The organism is Bacillus sp. 275 (genome assembly GCF_001999205.1).
In the GTDB taxonomy this organism is placed as follows: Bacteria; Bacillota; Bacilli; order Bacillales; family Bacillaceae; genus Bacillus; species Bacillus velezensis.
The window spans coordinates 3,959,250-3,973,949 of sequence record NZ_CP019626.1; the positions used below are offsets into that span (position 1 = coordinate 3,959,250).

At 46.3% G+C, this 14,700-nt stretch carries 11 protein-coding genes; 7 read left to right on the forward strand and 4 right to left on the reverse strand.

Going from position 1 to position 14,700, the window contains the following annotated elements; all coding sequences use genetic code 11:
• Positions 1-23 precede the first annotated feature (23 nt).
• The gene (locus BZ167_RS19590) at positions 24-1,271 is read left to right on the forward strand and encodes an RbtT/DalT/CsbX family MFS transporter (RefSeq protein ID WP_007407341.1); all 1,248 of its coding nucleotides are present in this window, start codon (positions 24-26) and stop codon (positions 1,269-1,271) included.
• 31 nt (positions 1,272-1,302) lie between these two features.
• On the opposite strand, the gene BZ167_RS19595 is transcribed toward BZ167_RS19590, so the two are convergent.
• A complete protein-coding gene (locus tag BZ167_RS19595) occupies positions 1,303-2,064 on the reverse strand; it encodes a hypothetical protein (RefSeq protein ID WP_077392193.1) in 762 nt (253 codons plus the stop codon).
• A 65-nt stretch (positions 2,065-2,129) separates the two neighbouring features.
• Positions 2,130-2,435 (reverse strand): DUF948 domain-containing protein, encoded by a 306-nt coding sequence (locus BZ167_RS19600; protein WP_060674301.1) that lies wholly within the window; start codon positions 2,433-2,435, stop codon positions 2,130-2,132.
• Between the two features lie 128 nt (positions 2,436-2,563).
• Here BZ167_RS19600 and BZ167_RS19605 point away from each other — a divergent pair, with 128 nt between their 5' ends.
• Positions 2,564-3,280 (forward strand): 3-ketoacyl-ACP reductase, encoded by a 717-nt coding sequence (locus BZ167_RS19605; RefSeq protein ID WP_031379054.1) that lies wholly within the window; start codon positions 2,564-2,566, stop codon positions 3,278-3,280.
• 59 nt (positions 3,281-3,339) lie between these two features.
• On the opposite strand, the gene BZ167_RS19610 is transcribed toward BZ167_RS19605, so the two are convergent.
• A protein-coding gene (locus BZ167_RS19610; RefSeq protein ID WP_148660071.1) for an IS3 family transposase occupies positions 3,340-4,490 on the reverse strand; the annotation gives its coding sequence in 2 pieces (ribosomal slippage) (positions 3,340-4,217 and positions 4,217-4,490; 1,152 coding nt in all).
• 363 nt (positions 4,491-4,853) lie between these two features.
• On the opposite strand from BZ167_RS19610, the gene rtp reads away from it, so the two are divergent.
• The 3 genes from rtp (at position 4,854) to proB (ending at position 7,389) form a co-directional block, all read left to right on the forward strand.
• Positions 4,854-5,222 carry a replication termination protein gene (gene rtp / locus BZ167_RS19615; RefSeq protein WP_003153833.1) on the forward strand — a complete coding sequence of 123 codons (369 nt, stop codon included), beginning with the start codon at positions 4,854-4,856 and terminating at the stop codon, positions 5,220-5,222.
• A 175-nt stretch (positions 5,223-5,397) separates the two neighbouring features.
• Positions 5,398-6,246 carry a pyrroline-5-carboxylate reductase gene (proC, locus tag BZ167_RS19620; protein ID WP_007407345.1) on the forward strand — a complete coding sequence of 283 codons (849 nt, stop codon included), beginning with the start codon at positions 5,398-5,400 and terminating at the stop codon, positions 6,244-6,246.
• 24 nt (positions 6,247-6,270) lie between these two features.
• Positions 6,271-7,389 (forward strand): glutamate 5-kinase, encoded by a 1,119-nt coding sequence (gene proB, locus BZ167_RS19625; protein WP_039251224.1) that lies wholly within the window; start codon positions 6,271-6,273, stop codon positions 7,387-7,389.
• A gap of 60 nt (positions 7,390-7,449) precedes the next feature.
• Here proB and BZ167_RS19630 read toward each other — a convergent pair whose 3' ends face one another.
• Positions 7,450-8,352, reverse strand: coding sequence for a glutamate biosynthesis transcriptional regulator GltC (locus BZ167_RS19630; protein ID WP_007611897.1), 903 nt, complete (start codon positions 8,350-8,352; stop codon positions 7,450-7,452).
• A gap of 145 nt (positions 8,353-8,497) precedes the next feature.
• On the opposite strand from BZ167_RS19630, the gene gltB reads away from it, so the two are divergent.
• On the forward strand, positions 8,498-13,057 hold the full coding sequence (gene gltB / locus BZ167_RS19635) for a glutamate synthase large subunit (protein ID WP_077392194.1): 4,560 nt from the start codon (positions 8,498-8,500) through the stop codon (positions 13,055-13,057).
• Positions 13,058-13,073: 16 nt separating this feature from the next.
• On the forward strand, positions 13,074-14,555 hold the full coding sequence (gltD, locus tag BZ167_RS19640; protein ID WP_014418084.1) for a glutamate synthase small subunit: 1,482 nt from the start codon (positions 13,074-13,076) through the stop codon (positions 14,553-14,555).
• Positions 14,556-14,700: the final 145 nt, after the last annotated feature.

Sequence of the window (14,700 nt, forward strand, 5' to 3'; positions counted from 1 at the left end):
AAGATTGCTGAGGAGGAACAAAAATGCTTAATAAAATAGGAATTCCGAAACAGCTCGCATGGGGATTTTTGGGAGTCGTGCTGTTTATGATGGGGGACGGCCTTGAACAAGGCTGGCTCAGCCCGTTTTTAGTTGAAAACGGCTTGACGGTACAGCAATCAGCATCCCTGTTTACAGTTTACGGTATTTCTCTCGCTGTGGCGTCTTGGTTTTCAGGGGTCTGCCTCGAAGCCTTCGGCGCAAAGCGGACGATGTTTATGGGGCTGTTGTTTTATGTTATCGGAACAGCCGCGTTTATCGCATACGGATTTGAAAATCTTAATTTGCCGGTGATGTATGTCACGTATTTTATTAAAGGGCTGGGTTATCCGCTGTTTGCCTATTCTTTTTTGACATGGGTGATTTACCGGTCGCCGAAAAACAGGCTCAGTACGGCGGTCGGCTGGTTCTGGATTGCATATTGCTGCGGGATGTTTGTATTCGGTGCCTGGTATTCAAGCTGGGCCATCAAATCCTTCGGCTATTTGAATACACTGTGGAGTTCAATTTTCTGGGTCTGCCTCGGCGCGTTTTTTGCTTTGATTTTAAATAGGGACCGCTTTGAAAAGAAAAAGGCAGATAAGCGGGAAAAGGCGCAGGAATTAATGAAGGGAATCACCATCCTTGCTGAAAATCCGCGCGTGCTCTCTGGGGGGATCATTCGGATCATTAACAGCATTGGTACATACGGATTTCCGGTATTTCTTCCGATGCATATGGCGCAGCACGGCATTTCTACAAATGTATGGCTTCAAATTTGGGGAACGATCTTTCTCGGAAATATCGTCTTTAACTTAATATTCGGCGCAGTCGGCGATGCATTCGGCTGGAAAAAGACTGTCATGTGGTTCGGGGGAGTGGGCTGCGGCATTTTTACTCTTTTATTATATTATGCTCCTGTTGTATCACATGGGAACTTGCTTTTCGTCAGCATTGTCGGTTTTATATGGGGAGGGCTCCTCGCCGGGTTCGTTCCGATCGGGGCTATCGTGCCGACGGCGGCCGGCAGCGATAAAGGTGCTGCCATGTCTGTGTTAAATCTGGCTGCGGGCCTGTCGGCATTTGTCGGCCCCGCGCTTGCCTGGGCGTTCATCGGGCTTGTCGGCGCACAAGGCGTTGTATGGATTTTCGCAGCGCTCTATTTCGTAAGTGCAATCTTGACAAATCAAATCAAAATACCTGAAGAGAAAACGGCAAAACACAATAAAGCATTGCCTGAATACGCTTCTTAACAGCACCGCCCCGAAAATTCGGGGCGTTTTTTTACAGCTGCTGAAGAAACCCGGCAAAGCGTTGAATTTGTTCACGTAACGATTGTTTGTTTTCGTGAAATTGTTTGAAACGATGTCCGTTTGCTCCGGACGGATGCGGGAAGCCTTCCAGAATGACCGCATGACCCATTCTGCCGTTCTTCTTCAGCATGCGGCAGGCTGATTCTGCTGCTTTGCCGAGAGGGATAAGCAGAATGTCCTTTTTCATCATTTCTATTTCATCCGGAAAACATGTCAGCGCGTAACGGCTGAGAAGAGCTGACCTGCTGATTGCCGGCCGATGTCCCGTATAGTTTTTCTGTTTATAAAAAACAGGGTGTTTGATAACGGACGTCGTATGAAGAAGCTCCCGTTTTGAATCAAATAACCGGGATGAATCCTCAACGTGAAGCGCGGCCGGCAGACCGCATTCATTAAGCATTTCGATGATGTTCTGTCTCATTGAACCGGAAAGTCCGGCCGCTTTTTTTGTTTCATAGGCTATCATTTCAAGTGTTTCGCCATCTTTTAAAAGCTGTGCCGCTTTTTTGTAAGCCAGCTGCATTTGAAAAAAACCGGGTGTGATTCCGGAAATGGCAACGACTGCATGAGGGTTAATATATTCATTATGAGGCGAATAATACAAATCCAGATCTCCGTCCTTGGCTAAATGGAAAGCCGGAGTCAGCAAATCCGATTTTGTAAACCCTCCCGAAGATGATAGTGCTTTAAGCTGCTGCAAAAAATGCGCAAGCCGCTCACGATCGCAAATCATGTTATGCCTCCTTGAATCCGCCGGTTTCTCTTAGTGTCATCAAAAAAGTCGGATGACATGCAGGCTCATACATCACTTTTACCGGCGTTCCAGAGCATCTTCAGGACATGAGGCGTTCCTTTAACTTCGGCCGCCGTCGTTTGCACGGCTGTTTTTTTAGTGAGAAAATCTTCTTTCAGCTCTTTCTGCTTTTGCGATAACAGATCGGTTTCTGTTTTGATTTCATCAACGGCCGTCTGCATGGACGCTGTCGCGGCGTTAATCTTCTTTATATCAGGCGCTGTGTTTCTTTTAAAACGCACGGCGGATACGGCTGCATAAATGAATGCGGCAGCCGTAACGGCAGCACTGATATACAAAATGATGATCATTGCTTTTCACTCCTTTTTTTCAGTTGATACCCTTTACGGATCGTGTTGAATCATTTTATTTGCTAATTGTTTTTTTTCTGCTTATAATGTGAAATCGTACATAAGGACATTCAGAAAGGGTGAAAGACGTGGAAAGCATACAGAACAAAACGGCTCTTATCACGGGTGCGGGCAGAGGAATCGGCCGCGCCGCCGCTATCGCTTTAGCCAAAGAAGGAGTCAATATCGGTTTAATCGGCCGCACAGAAGCAAATGTCGAAAAGGTTGCGGAAGAAGTGAAAGCCCTTGGTGTAAAGGCATCATTCGCTGCTGCCGATGTAAAAAACCAAAAAGAGGTAGAGCAAGCCGTCTCCTCTATTAAAGAAGAACTCGGTGAGATTGACATCTTGATTAACAATGCCGGAATCAGCAAATTCGGCGGATTTTTGGATCTTACGCCTGAAGAGTGGGAAGACATCATTCAAGTGAATGTAATGGGTGTATACCACGTGACACGCGCCGTTCTACCTGAAATGATTGAGAGAAAATCAGGAGATATCATTAATATTTCTTCTACGGCGGGCCAAAGAGGCGCCGCGGCGACAAGTGCGTACAGCGCTTCTAAATTTGCCGTTCTCGGTCTGACTGAATCTCTCATGCAGGAAGTCAGAAAACACAATATCCGTGTCAGCGCAATGACTCCGAGCACGGTTGCCAGCGACATGTCTATTGAATTAAATCTGACAGACGGCAATCCGGAAAAAGTCATGCAGCCTGAGGATCTTGCAGAATACATGGTTGCTCAATTGAAATTACATCCGCGCATTTTCATCAAAACTGCCGGTTTGTGGTCAACTAATCCTTAAACAAAAGGGGACCTGTCTTGGGACTGACCCCCGTTTTTGAGACAGGGATCAAAACACCTTTAAGCAGCCAGCTGTCGGTATGTGACCGGCGGCTGGTTGTTTAGTTTCGTTTGAATACGAATGTTGTTATAATAGTATATATAGGTTTCGACAGTTTGCTCTACGATGGTCGTCGTAGTGCTTTCCAACCTGTCGAGGTAGAACGTTTCAGACTTTAGTGAGGAATGAAACGATTCGATGGAGGCATTATCAGCGGGTGTCCCTTTACGGGACATGCTCATGGTAATGCCTTTTGTTTTAACAGCTTTCTGATACTCATAAGATGTATAAACAGAACCTTGGTCACTATGTAACACGCAGTTCTCTGGGAGTACGGGCAGCTGATCAAGTGTGTGTAAGACAAAATCTGTGTCCTGTCTATCGCCAATCGTAAAAGCAATCACTTCTCCATTGTATAAATCCAATATACTGGAAAGATACAATTGTTTCTGCCCATAAGGCAAATATGTGATATCCGTTACTAGCTTTTCCAGAGGGCGATCAGACTGAAAGTTCCGATCTAATATATTCTCGGCCACGGCATATGGCTGCCCATTCTTCTTGCGCTTTTTCACCTTAACCCGGCATTGCCACTGGTTTTTCTGCATAATGCGCTGAACCGTTTTATGATTAATACGCATTCCCTTTTTTAATATGGCTGTGATTTTCCGATAGCCATATCGATACTTATGTTCTCGGCACAACGTGCCGATTTGTTTTTCTAAATGGTATTTAGGGTTATCTTTCATCAGATTCTTCTTCCAACGATAATAAGATGCTCGTGAGATACCTAAATGAATACAGATATCCTGTATGGTCATTGTGCCGCGCAATGCTTCTACAAGCTCGACTGGCGTTTCGCTATCAGCTTCCTTTCCAATTCGTTGTACTTTTTTAACACTTCATTCTTTTGTCTCAGATAACGATTTTCTGCCTGCAGTTTCTCTAATTCGGAAGAATACTCTGGACCTTTTCCATAAGAATATTGCTTTCCGACAGGTTGTTCGAATCGATGTGTGTCCCCAGCTTTATACCACCTGACCCATGTCTGCACCTGCGTCTTATTCTTTATATTCAATTCCTGCATGATCTCCTTCACAGGCACGCCCGCCAATCTCATTTCTACAGCCTTCTGTTTGACTTCAACCGGATAACTCACTCTTGCCCTCATAGAAAAACACCTCCAAGTCTAATTTCGGATAACAACGATCCGTTTTCAAACTTGAAGGTGTTTTTTGTTTGTCTCATATTATGGGGTCAGTCCCCTTCGTGACGGGTCTTTTTTTGTTTCCGCAACCCGAATAAATGGGCATAAAGATCCGTTTTTGCAGAAAAAAGAGTGAAAAAGAAACCGATATCAGCTATAATTAAACTAAATAAACTATGTACCAAATGTTCATTAAAATTATTTTTCCCCGCCTCTAAAAAACAAATCAATACAAACCAAACTGTCCGAACAATAAAAGGGAAAACGGGATAGAAAGAGAATATTTAGTACATGGAATAATTTGTTAGAAGGAAGGGTGTGCACATATTGAAAGAAGAAAAAAGAAGTTCAACCGGTTTTTTAGTGAAACAAAGAGCTTTTTTAAAGCTTTACATGATTACAATGACAGAGCAGGAACGGCTTTACGGACTGAAGCTTCTCGAGGTGCTGCGTTCGGAATTTAAACCCATCGGTTTTAAGCCGAATCATACCGAGGTGTACCGTTCACTTCACGAACTATTGGATGACGGGATTTTAAAGCAAGTAAAAGTGAAAAAAGAGGGAGCCAAACTCCAGGAAGTCGTTCTCTATCAATTTAAAGACTATGAAGCTGCGAAGCTTTACAAAAAACAGCTGAAGACAGAGCTTGACCGCTGCAAAAAGCTGATAGAAAAAGCCATTTCAGATAATTTTTAAATCCGGCCGGAACGCACCCGGCCTCCCGGGCTCAAAAGGTGATTCTGTGATTCATTATACATAATAGCAGGCTCGGAACAATACATATCAATAATACCCTCAAACTTGACATCAACTCCTGAAGTGGTAACATAAAAAACGTGTGAAAAATACGAACAAAATACGAACAAGGGAGATGTTACCGATCTTAGATCAAAAGAAAGTTGCTTTTATCGGAGCAGGATCAATGGCTGAAGGAATGATATCAGGCATGGTCCGCGCAAAAAAAATTCCCAACCAAAACATCTGCGTGACAAACCGCCGCAATACAGAGCGACTCGCTGAATTGGAACATCAATACGGTATTCAGGGCATTGCTTTTGACAGTATGAAAACCGAAGACATTGATGTCTTTATTTTAGCCATGAAACCGAAGGATGCTGAAATCGCTCTGGCTGCGCTGAAACGGCGTATTCAACCTCATCAAATCATCCTGTCTGTTCTGGCAGGCATAACAACCTCATTTATACAACAATCATTACATGATAATCAGCCGGTTGTAAGAGTCATGCCGAACACATCCAGCATGATCGGCGAATCGGCAACAGCTGCGGCTTTCGGAGACCATGTCTCTTACGGTTCAGCAAAAACCGCGGTATCCCTTTTGGAATGCCTCGGGGAAGTGTACGTGATCAAGGAAGATCAGATGGACATTTTCACCGGCATCGCAGGCAGCGGACCGGCGTACTTTTATTATTTAATGGAGTTTATTGAAAAAGCAGGTGAAGAAGCCGGCTTAGACAAACGGCTGTCCCGCAAAATCGGCGCGCAAACGTTATTGGGCGCCGCTAAAATGCTGATGGAAACGGGTGAAAAACCGGATGTGCTTCGGGAAAACATCACCTCTCCAAACGGCACGACGGAAGCCGGCCTCGATGCGCTCAGGTCAGAAGGCGGCGGAGAAGCCATTGCCAAAGCCATCAAACACGCGACCGAACGTTCTATTGAGATCAGCAAAACAATTGAAAAAACGGCAGCACTATAATCGTTAAAAAACAGGAGTGATACAGTGACGTCTCGGACGAAGATCAAAAGAGTCGCGGTGAAAATCGGCAGCAGCTCACTGACGAGCCTGCACGGGGAAATCAGCAGAAGAAAGCTGGAAGCATTGGTGGATCAAATCGCACAGCTGAAAGACAGCGGCTATGAAGTGATTTTAGTATCTTCCGGCGCAGTGGCGGCAGGTTATCGGAAGCTCGGATTTATTCAGAAACCGGAAAGCCTCCCTGAAAAACAGGCTTCTGCTTCCATCGGGCAGGGATTATTAATGGAGGCTTATTCAAAGCTGTTTTTAGCGCACGGTTATGTCGCATCACAAATTTTAATTACAAGAAGCGACTTTTCCGATGAATGCCGCTACCATAATGTCCGCAATACGATGAACGTCCTTTTGGAACGGGGCATTATTCCGATTATTAATGAAAATGACACGGTCACAGTCAACCGGCTGAAATTCGGAGATAACGATACACTCGCAGCGAAGGTGGCAGGTTTAATTGATGCCGACATGCTTGTGATTTTATCAGACATTGACGGTTTATATGATGATAATCCGCGCAGCAACCCGAAAGCGAAAAGAATCAGTCATGTAAGTGACATCACTCCGGAAATAGAAGCAAGCGCGGGAGATGCCGGGAGTGAAATGGGAACCGGCGGAATGCGTTCGAAACTGGATGCTTTTAAAATTGTGATGGCCTCCGGTATTAAAGGCTTTCTCGGGCAGGCTAACATTCCGGACATTCTGCTTCAAGCGGTAGATGAGGCGGCTGAAGGAACTTATTTTGAAGCGGAAGGAACCCTGCCGTTAAACCACAAAGAACAATGGCTTGCATTTAATTCCGGCCCCGAAGGCGAAATTGTGATGGAAAAAGAAAGCAGCCGTGATGTCGCGAACGGAAATATGGAGCTGTCACCGCATGACATCGAGCAGATTAAGGGCAGATTCAGCAGCGGAGCGGTTGTCAGGCTGCTTGATCAGCAGGGAGAAGAGCTCGGACTCGGCATCGTCAACTATTCCTCAGCCCAGCTGAAGACTTTTAAAGAAACGCCGCCCAAACAGACCGATCAATCAGTCATTGATCCGGAAGCGTTTGTCTGCCACGTTGAACTATCCATTCCGATCGGCTGAGAAGGATCTATAAAAATATGAAAAAGCCCGAGGCTTCGTTTTGAAGCTCGGGTTTGTTTTTTATTGATATTGTTCAAGTTTGGAGAAAAATTGAATGACAAAATGATAGAAATCATTTGCAGACGGAGCCAGTTCCCTTCCTTTTGGTTTAATAATGCCTACAGTGCGCTTCACTTGAGGAAATTCAATCGGAATTTTGACCGTGAACCGGGGTGTGGTTTCTGCAAAGGTGCTTTCAGGTAATAAAGTAACTCCCATCCCCGCGGAGACTAATCCTTTAATGGCATCTAAATCCTCGCCTTCCGTCGATACAAGCGGCGCAAAGCCGGCCTGTCTGCAAGCGTCAATCGCCATGTTACGGAGAATAAACCCTTCAGGAAATAAAACAAATTGGTCGCCGCGCAGATCAATTAAATGAATATTTTTCTGTTTGGCAAGCGGATGGTGCAGCGGAACAAGCGCGTAAATCTTTTCCGTGAATAAGATATTGCCTGTTATGTCGGGGAATTCCGTCGGAACGGGGCCGAGCAGCGCCGCATCTATATCCCTGTTCCTTACCGCTTCGATTAAAAACTTATAAGACCCCTGGCGGAGCAAAAACTCAACGTTCGGGTATTCCTCTTTAAACGCCGAAATCACCGTCGGCAAAAGCTGGCTTGCAAGGCTCGTCGGAAATCCTATTTTGACGGTTCCGCGATTCGGATCAAGATATTCATCAATTTGTTCCTTCGCGTAATCAATTGCTTTCATCGCCGTTTTAACATGTTCTAAAAATTGTTTGCCGATCGGCGTTAATTTAATATTTCTGCCTTCCCGTTCAAATAAAGTGACTTGCAGCTCTTCTTCAAGATTTGCAATCTGCCTGCTGATGGCGGATTGTGCGACATGCAGATGATCAGCCGCTTCTGACACATGTTCCCGTTCTGCTACCTCCATAAAATACCGAAGCTGGCGTAATTCCATTGCGTTCACACCTATCTATCTCATTTTGAGATGTATTTGATCTAAATTATATATTGTTTATATTGTTTTGAAAACTTACAATTAATTTAAAGTTGTCAGATTTTATGACCGATAATTAACGGAAACTGATCGGGGGAGAGGAATTATGACTTACAATCAAATGCCGAAAGCACAAGGTCTCTACCGTCCGGAATTTGAGCACGATGCATGCGGAATCGGCTTGTATGCCCATTTAAAAGGGAAACCTTCACATGACATTGTCAAAAAAGGACTGAAGATGCTTTGCCAGCTGGATCACAGAGGAGGACAGGGCAGTGATCCGAATACGGGTGACGGCGCCGGCCTGATGGTTCAGATCCCTGATGCTTTTTTTAAGAAAGAGTGCGGAGAAATGAGACTGCCGGAAAAAGGCCGTTACGGGGTAGGAATGGTCTTTTTTTCGCAAAATGAAGAGGAAAGAAAAAAGATCGAAAAACAGGTGAATGCATTCATTGAGCAGGAAGGACAGATCGTTCTCGGCTGGAGAACCGTTCCTGTAAATGTCGGAAAAATCGGAACAGTGGCACAAAGTACTTGCCCGTATGTGCGTCAAGTATTCATCGGCGCCGCAAACGATTTGAAAGACAGCCTTGCTTTTGAACGCAAACTGTATGTCATCCGGAAGCAGGCGGAAAATTGGGGCGTTCAAGAACAGCTTGATTTTTACTTCGCAAGCCTGTCAAGCCAGACTATTGTTTATAAAGGGTTGTTAACGCCTGAGCAGGTTGACGCTTTTTATTTGGATTTGCAGGATGAAACCTTCGTATCTGCATTTTCACTCGTGCATTCAAGGTTCAGCACAAATACCTTTCCTACTTGGGAACGTGCCCATCCGAACCGCTATCTGATTCATAACGGAGAAATCAATACGCTCCGGGGCAATATCAATTGGATGAGAGCAAGGGAGCAGCAGTTCGTTTCAGAAAGCTTCGGAGACGATCTTCACAAAGTGCTGCCGATTTTAAATGCTGAGGGCAGTGACTCATCCATTCTTGATAATGCGTTTGAATTTTTCGTGATGGCGGGGCGGAAACCGGCACATACGGCAATGATGCTGATTCCGGAACCATGGACGGAAAACACTCACATGTCTAAAGCGAAACGGGCTTTTTATGAATATCACAGCTCTTTAATGGAGCCGTGGGACGGGCCGACCGCCATTTCGTTTACGGACGGAAAACAGATCGGCGCCATCCTTGACCGTAACGGCCTGCGTCCGGCACGTTACTATGTGACAAAAGATGACCATATTATTTTCTCATCTGAGGTCGGCGTTATTGAAGTAGAGCAGGAGAACATTCTTCATAAAAAACGTCTGGAGCCCGGAAAAATGCTGCTCATTGACTTAGAAGAAGGCCGGATTATTTCAGATGAAGAAGTGAAAACAGAAATTGCCAATGAATTCCCTTATCAAAAATGGCTTGAAGAAGAATTGGTTCAAGTGAATCCTGACCCGGAAATCCGGGAAGAGGAACAATTCGATGATCTTCTCGTCCGTCAAAAAGCGTTTGGCTATACGTATGAAGATATTCAGAAATATTTAATCCCTGTTATTAAAGAAGGCAAGGACCCGCTCGGCTCTATGGGAAATGATTCGCCGCTCGCCGTTTTATCCGACCGCGCCCAATCACTGTTTCATTACTTTAAACAGCTGTTTGCGCAAGTCACAAACCCGCCGATTGACGCGATCCGCGAGCAGCTGGTAACTTCTACGGTGACCTGGCTTGGGGCTGAAGGTGATCTGCTGCATCCGAGTGAAAGAAATGCACGCCGCATAAAGCTTTATACTCCTGTATTATCAAACGAACAGTTTTATGCGCTGAAAACACTTGTGCACCCTGACATTAAGAGCCAGAACATCCGCACGCTGTTTTCAGATGACCTAGAAAAAGGCCTGAAGGATTTGTTTCAGCAAGCGGAAAAAGCGATCAAGGAAGGCGTATCTCTGTTAATTTTATCTGACAGGGCAATGAGTAAAGAGTTGACGCCGATTCCGCCGCTTTTGGCCGTCAGTGCGCTGCATCAGCATTTGATCCGCCAAGGTCTGCGAACAAAAGCAAGCATTATCGTTGAATCCGGAGAAGCGCGTGAAGTTCATCACTTTGCGGCTCTTATCGGATATGGTGCCGATGCTGTCAATCCGTATTTGACTTACGCTACGTATAAGCAGGAAATCGATGAAGGCCGGCTTGATATTCCGTATGAAGAAGCTGTCAGCAAATACGGAAAGAGCGTAACAGAAGGCGTCGTGAAAGTGATGTCAAAAATGGGGATTTCAACTGTGCAAAGTTACAGGGGCGCTCAAATTTTTGAAGCGGTCGGCATCGGTGAAGACGTTATCGCCAAATACTTTACCGGTACTGCATCTCAGCTTGGCGGAATCGATATCGAGACGATTGCGCAAGAAGCGAAACAGCGCCATCAAGCGGCGTACAAGGATGATTACAGCCAAACCCTTGATCCGGGAAGTGAATTCCAATGGCGGAACGGAGGAGAGCACCACGCTTTCAACCCGAAAACCATCCATACGCTGCAATGGGCCTGCCGCAAAAATGATTACAGCCTGTTTAAGCAGTATTCTCATGCAGCGGATGAAGAACGAATCGGATTTTTACGCAATCTGTTCGCCTTCAAAGAAGACCGCAAGCCTTTAAAATTAGAGGAAGTTGAATCAGCTGCGTCCATCGTGAAACGTTTTAAAACAGGAGCGATGTCATTCGGTTCATTAAGCAAGGAAGCCCATGAGGCTTTAGCGATAGCGATGAACAGGCTTGGCGGAAAAAGCAACAGCGGAGAAGGCGGCGAGGACCCGAAACGTTTCGTTCCGGATGAAAATGGCGACGACAGAAGAAGTGCGATTAAACAGATTGCTTCCGGCCGTTTCGGCGTAAAGAGCCATTATCTCGTCAATGCGGATGAATTGCAGATCAAAATGGCGCAAGGGGCGAAGCCGGGAGAAGGCGGTCAGCTTCCGGGCAACAAAGTATATCCTTGGGTGGCGGATGTCCGCGGTTCTACACCAGGTGTAGGGCTGATCTCCCCGCCTCCTCACCATGATATTTATTCAATTGAAGATTTGGCGCAGCTGATTCATGATTTGAAAAATGCGAATCGAAGCGCGCGAATCAGCGTCAAGCTCGTGTCAAAAGCCGGTGTCGGCACAATTGCGGCCGGTGTGGCAAAAGGCACTGCGGATGTCATCGTCATCAGCGGCTACGACGGCGGAACGGGCGCGTCGCCGAAAACAAGTATTAAACATACGGGTCTTCCGTGGGAGCTTGGTCTTGCAGAAGCTCACCAAACGCTGATGCTGAACGGTTTACGGGATCGCGTGGTATTGGAAACGGACGGTAAGCTGATGACAGGCCGGGATGTCGTAATGGCCGCCTTGCTCGGTGCGGAGGAATTCGGCTTTGCTACAGCGCCGCTCGTCGTTCTCGGCTGCGTCATGATGCGAGCCTGCCATTTAGATACATGTCCTGTAGGTGTCGCGACGCAAAATCCGGAGCTTCGCAAAAAATTTATGGGCGATCCCGATCATATCGTAAACTACATGCTGTTTGTCGCAGAAGAAGTGCGTGAATATATGGCGCAGTTAGGCTTTAAGACGCTTGATGAAATGATCGGACGGACAGACGTTCTTCATGTCAGTGAACGTGCAAAAGCGCATTGGAAAGCGGGCCAGCTTGATTTATCCACACTGCTGTATCAGCCTGAAGGCGTCCGCACTTTCCGTACGGCGCAAAACCATAAAATTGACCAGTCGCTTGATATGACGGTTATTCTTCCGGCGGTGCAGGCTGCAATTGAAGCCGGACAGGAAGCGGAAGCTGAAATCAAGATCAATAATACAAATCGCGTAGCCGGAACCGTGACGGGAAGTGAAATTTCTAAACGCTACGGAGCGGAAGGCCTGCCGGATGATACGATCAGACTTCATTTTACCGGATCAGCCGGACAGAGTTTCGGAGCATTTGTCCCTAAGGGGATGACGCTTCATTTGAACGGGGATTCAAATGACTACGTAGGCAAAGGGCTTTCAGGCGGAAAAATCATCGTGAAAGCGCCTGATGCCTTCAATTGTGAAACGCACGATAACGTTATTATCGGGAACGTCGCATTTTACGGAGCAACAAGCGGGGAAGCGTACATTAACGGGCGCGCCGGTGAACGTTTTGCAGTCCGTAACAGCGGAGTCAATGTCGTTGTAGAAGGTATCGGAGACCACGGCTGTGAATACATGACAGGCGGCCGGGTTGTCGTCCTCGGCGAAGTCGGCAAAAACTTCGGGGCGGGAATGTCAGGCGGTATCGCATACGTCCTGAGTGATGATGCCAAAGCATTTAAACGCAAATGCAACATGGAAATGATTTCATTTGAAAAGCTGACGGATGAGGCGGAGATCAAAGAAGTGCAAGAAATGGTCAAACGGCATGCGGCGCTGACAAACAGCAAAAAAGCCGCAGATCTCCTGGACAATTGGGAAAAAGCCGCAGAAACCTTTATCAAAGTCATTCCTAAAAACTATAAACAAATGCTCCTCAGCATCGAAGAACAAAAAGCGGCGGGTTTATCAGAAGAAGACGCAATTATGTATGCTTTTGAAGCCAATACAAAGGTCCTCCAAACGCCTGCCAAAGATCAAAAACAAGCGGTAGTACAGTAAGAAAGGGGAGAGGAACATGGGGAAACCAACTGGATTCATGGAAGAAAAACGAGAAAAACCGGCTGAGCGGGACCCTCTCACTCGCTTAAAGGATTGGAAAGAGTATTCGGCTCCGTTTTCAGATGAAGCGTCAAAGCGGCAGGGGGCGCGGTGTATGGATTGCGGCACACCGTTTTGCCAAATCGGCGCTGATATCAACGGTTTTACGTCCGGCTGCCCGATTTATAATCTGATACCGGAGTGGAATGACCTCGTCTATCGGGGGCGCTGGAAAGAAGCCTTGGAGCGCCTTCTGAAAACGAATAACTTTCCTGAATTCACAGGGCGGGTCTGTCCCGCTCCTTGTGAAGGATCTTGTACGCTGGCTATTTCAGATCCGGCTGTTTCAATTAAAAACATCGAGCGGACGATCATTGACAAAGGTTTTGAGAACGGATGGATTCAGCCGAGAATTCCAGCGAAACGCACAGGTAAAAAAGTCGCTGTCGTCGGTTCAGGCCCGGCAGGTCTGGCAAGCGCTGATCAGCTGAACCAAGCCGGTCATTCCGTAACGGTCTATGAGCGTGCTGACAGAGCCGGAGGCCTGCTGATGTACGGCATTCCGAGCATGAAGCTTGAGAAAAATGTCGTCGAACGCCGTATTAAACTTTTGACGCAGGAAGGTATAGATTTTGTAACAAATACCGAAATCGGCGTTGACATAACGGCAGATGAGCTGAAAGATCAATTTGATGCCGTCATTTTGTGCACAGGCGCCCAAAAGCAGCGCAATCTGCTGATTGAAGGCCGGGAAGCAAAAGGCGTCCATTATGCGATGGACTATTTAACACTGGCGACGAAAAGCTATTTAGATTCCAACTTCAAAGACAAACAATATATAGACGCTAAAGGGAAAGACGTCATCGTAATCGGCGGAGGAGACACAGGAGCTGACTGCGTGGCAACCGCGCTGCGCCAAAAAGCGCGCAGCGTGCACCAGTTCGGGAAACATCCTAAACTTCCTCAAACGCGCACGAACGACAATATGTGGCCTGAACAGCCGCACGTCTTTACCCTTGAATACGCCTATGAAGAAGCGCAGGCAAAGTTCGGCAAAGACCCGAGAGAATATTCAATTCAGACGACAAAAATGGTGGCCGATAAGCAGGGCCGCTTACAAGAGATTCACACCATTCAAATGGAAAAAGTCAGAAACGAATTCGGAAAGTATGAATTTCATGAACTGCCCGGAACAGAAAAAGTCTGGCCTGCTCAGCTGGTGTTCATCGCCATCGGTTTTGAAGGGACGGAACAGCCATTATTGAAACAGTTCGGTGTCGATTCGGCAAATCATAAAATTCAGGCGGCATATGGGGATTATAAAACGAATGTTGACGGTGTTTTCGCCGCAGGGGATGCGAGAAGGGGCCAAAGCCTGATTGTATGGGCGATTAATGAAGGCCGGGAAGCAGCGCGCGAAGTCGACAGTTATTTAATGGGGAGCACTGTTTTACCGTAAATAAAGGGGTTTATTTATAAAACCGGCTGGGATCAGCCGGTTTTTCGTATTGAAATGAAACCTCCTTCTTCCTTTATTGGTCATATAAGGGTAACGCGGAAGATAACATATGGAATTTTGTTTTACAGAGTGGAGAGATTGTTTT

What these genes read in the sequence shown, in the direction of transcription:
- BZ167_RS19590 (WP_007407341.1), top strand. Translation starts at nt 24, where the DNA reads ATGCTTAATAAAATAGGAATTCCGAAACAGCTCGCATGGGGATTTTTG.
- BZ167_RS19595 (WP_077392193.1), bottom strand. Translation starts at nt 2,064, where the DNA reads ATGATTTGCGATCGTGAGCGGCTTGCGCATTTTTTGCAGCAGCTTAAA.
- BZ167_RS19600 (WP_060674301.1), bottom strand. Translation starts at nt 2,435, where the DNA reads ATGATCATCATTTTGTATATCAGTGCTGCCGTTACGGCTGCCGCATTC.
- proC (WP_007407345.1), top strand. Translation starts at nt 5,398, where the DNA reads ATGTTACCGATCTTAGATCAAAAGAAAGTTGCTTTTATCGGAGCAGGA.
- BZ167_RS19630 (WP_007611897.1), bottom strand. Translation starts at nt 8,352, where the DNA reads ATGGAATTACGCCAGCTTCGGTATTTTATGGAGGTAGCAGAACGGGAA.
- gltB (WP_077392194.1), top strand. Translation starts at nt 8,498, where the DNA reads ATGACTTACAATCAAATGCCGAAAGCACAAGGTCTCTACCGTCCGGAA.
- gltD (WP_014418084.1), top strand. Translation starts at nt 13,074, where the DNA reads ATGGGGAAACCAACTGGATTCATGGAAGAAAAACGAGAAAAACCGGCT.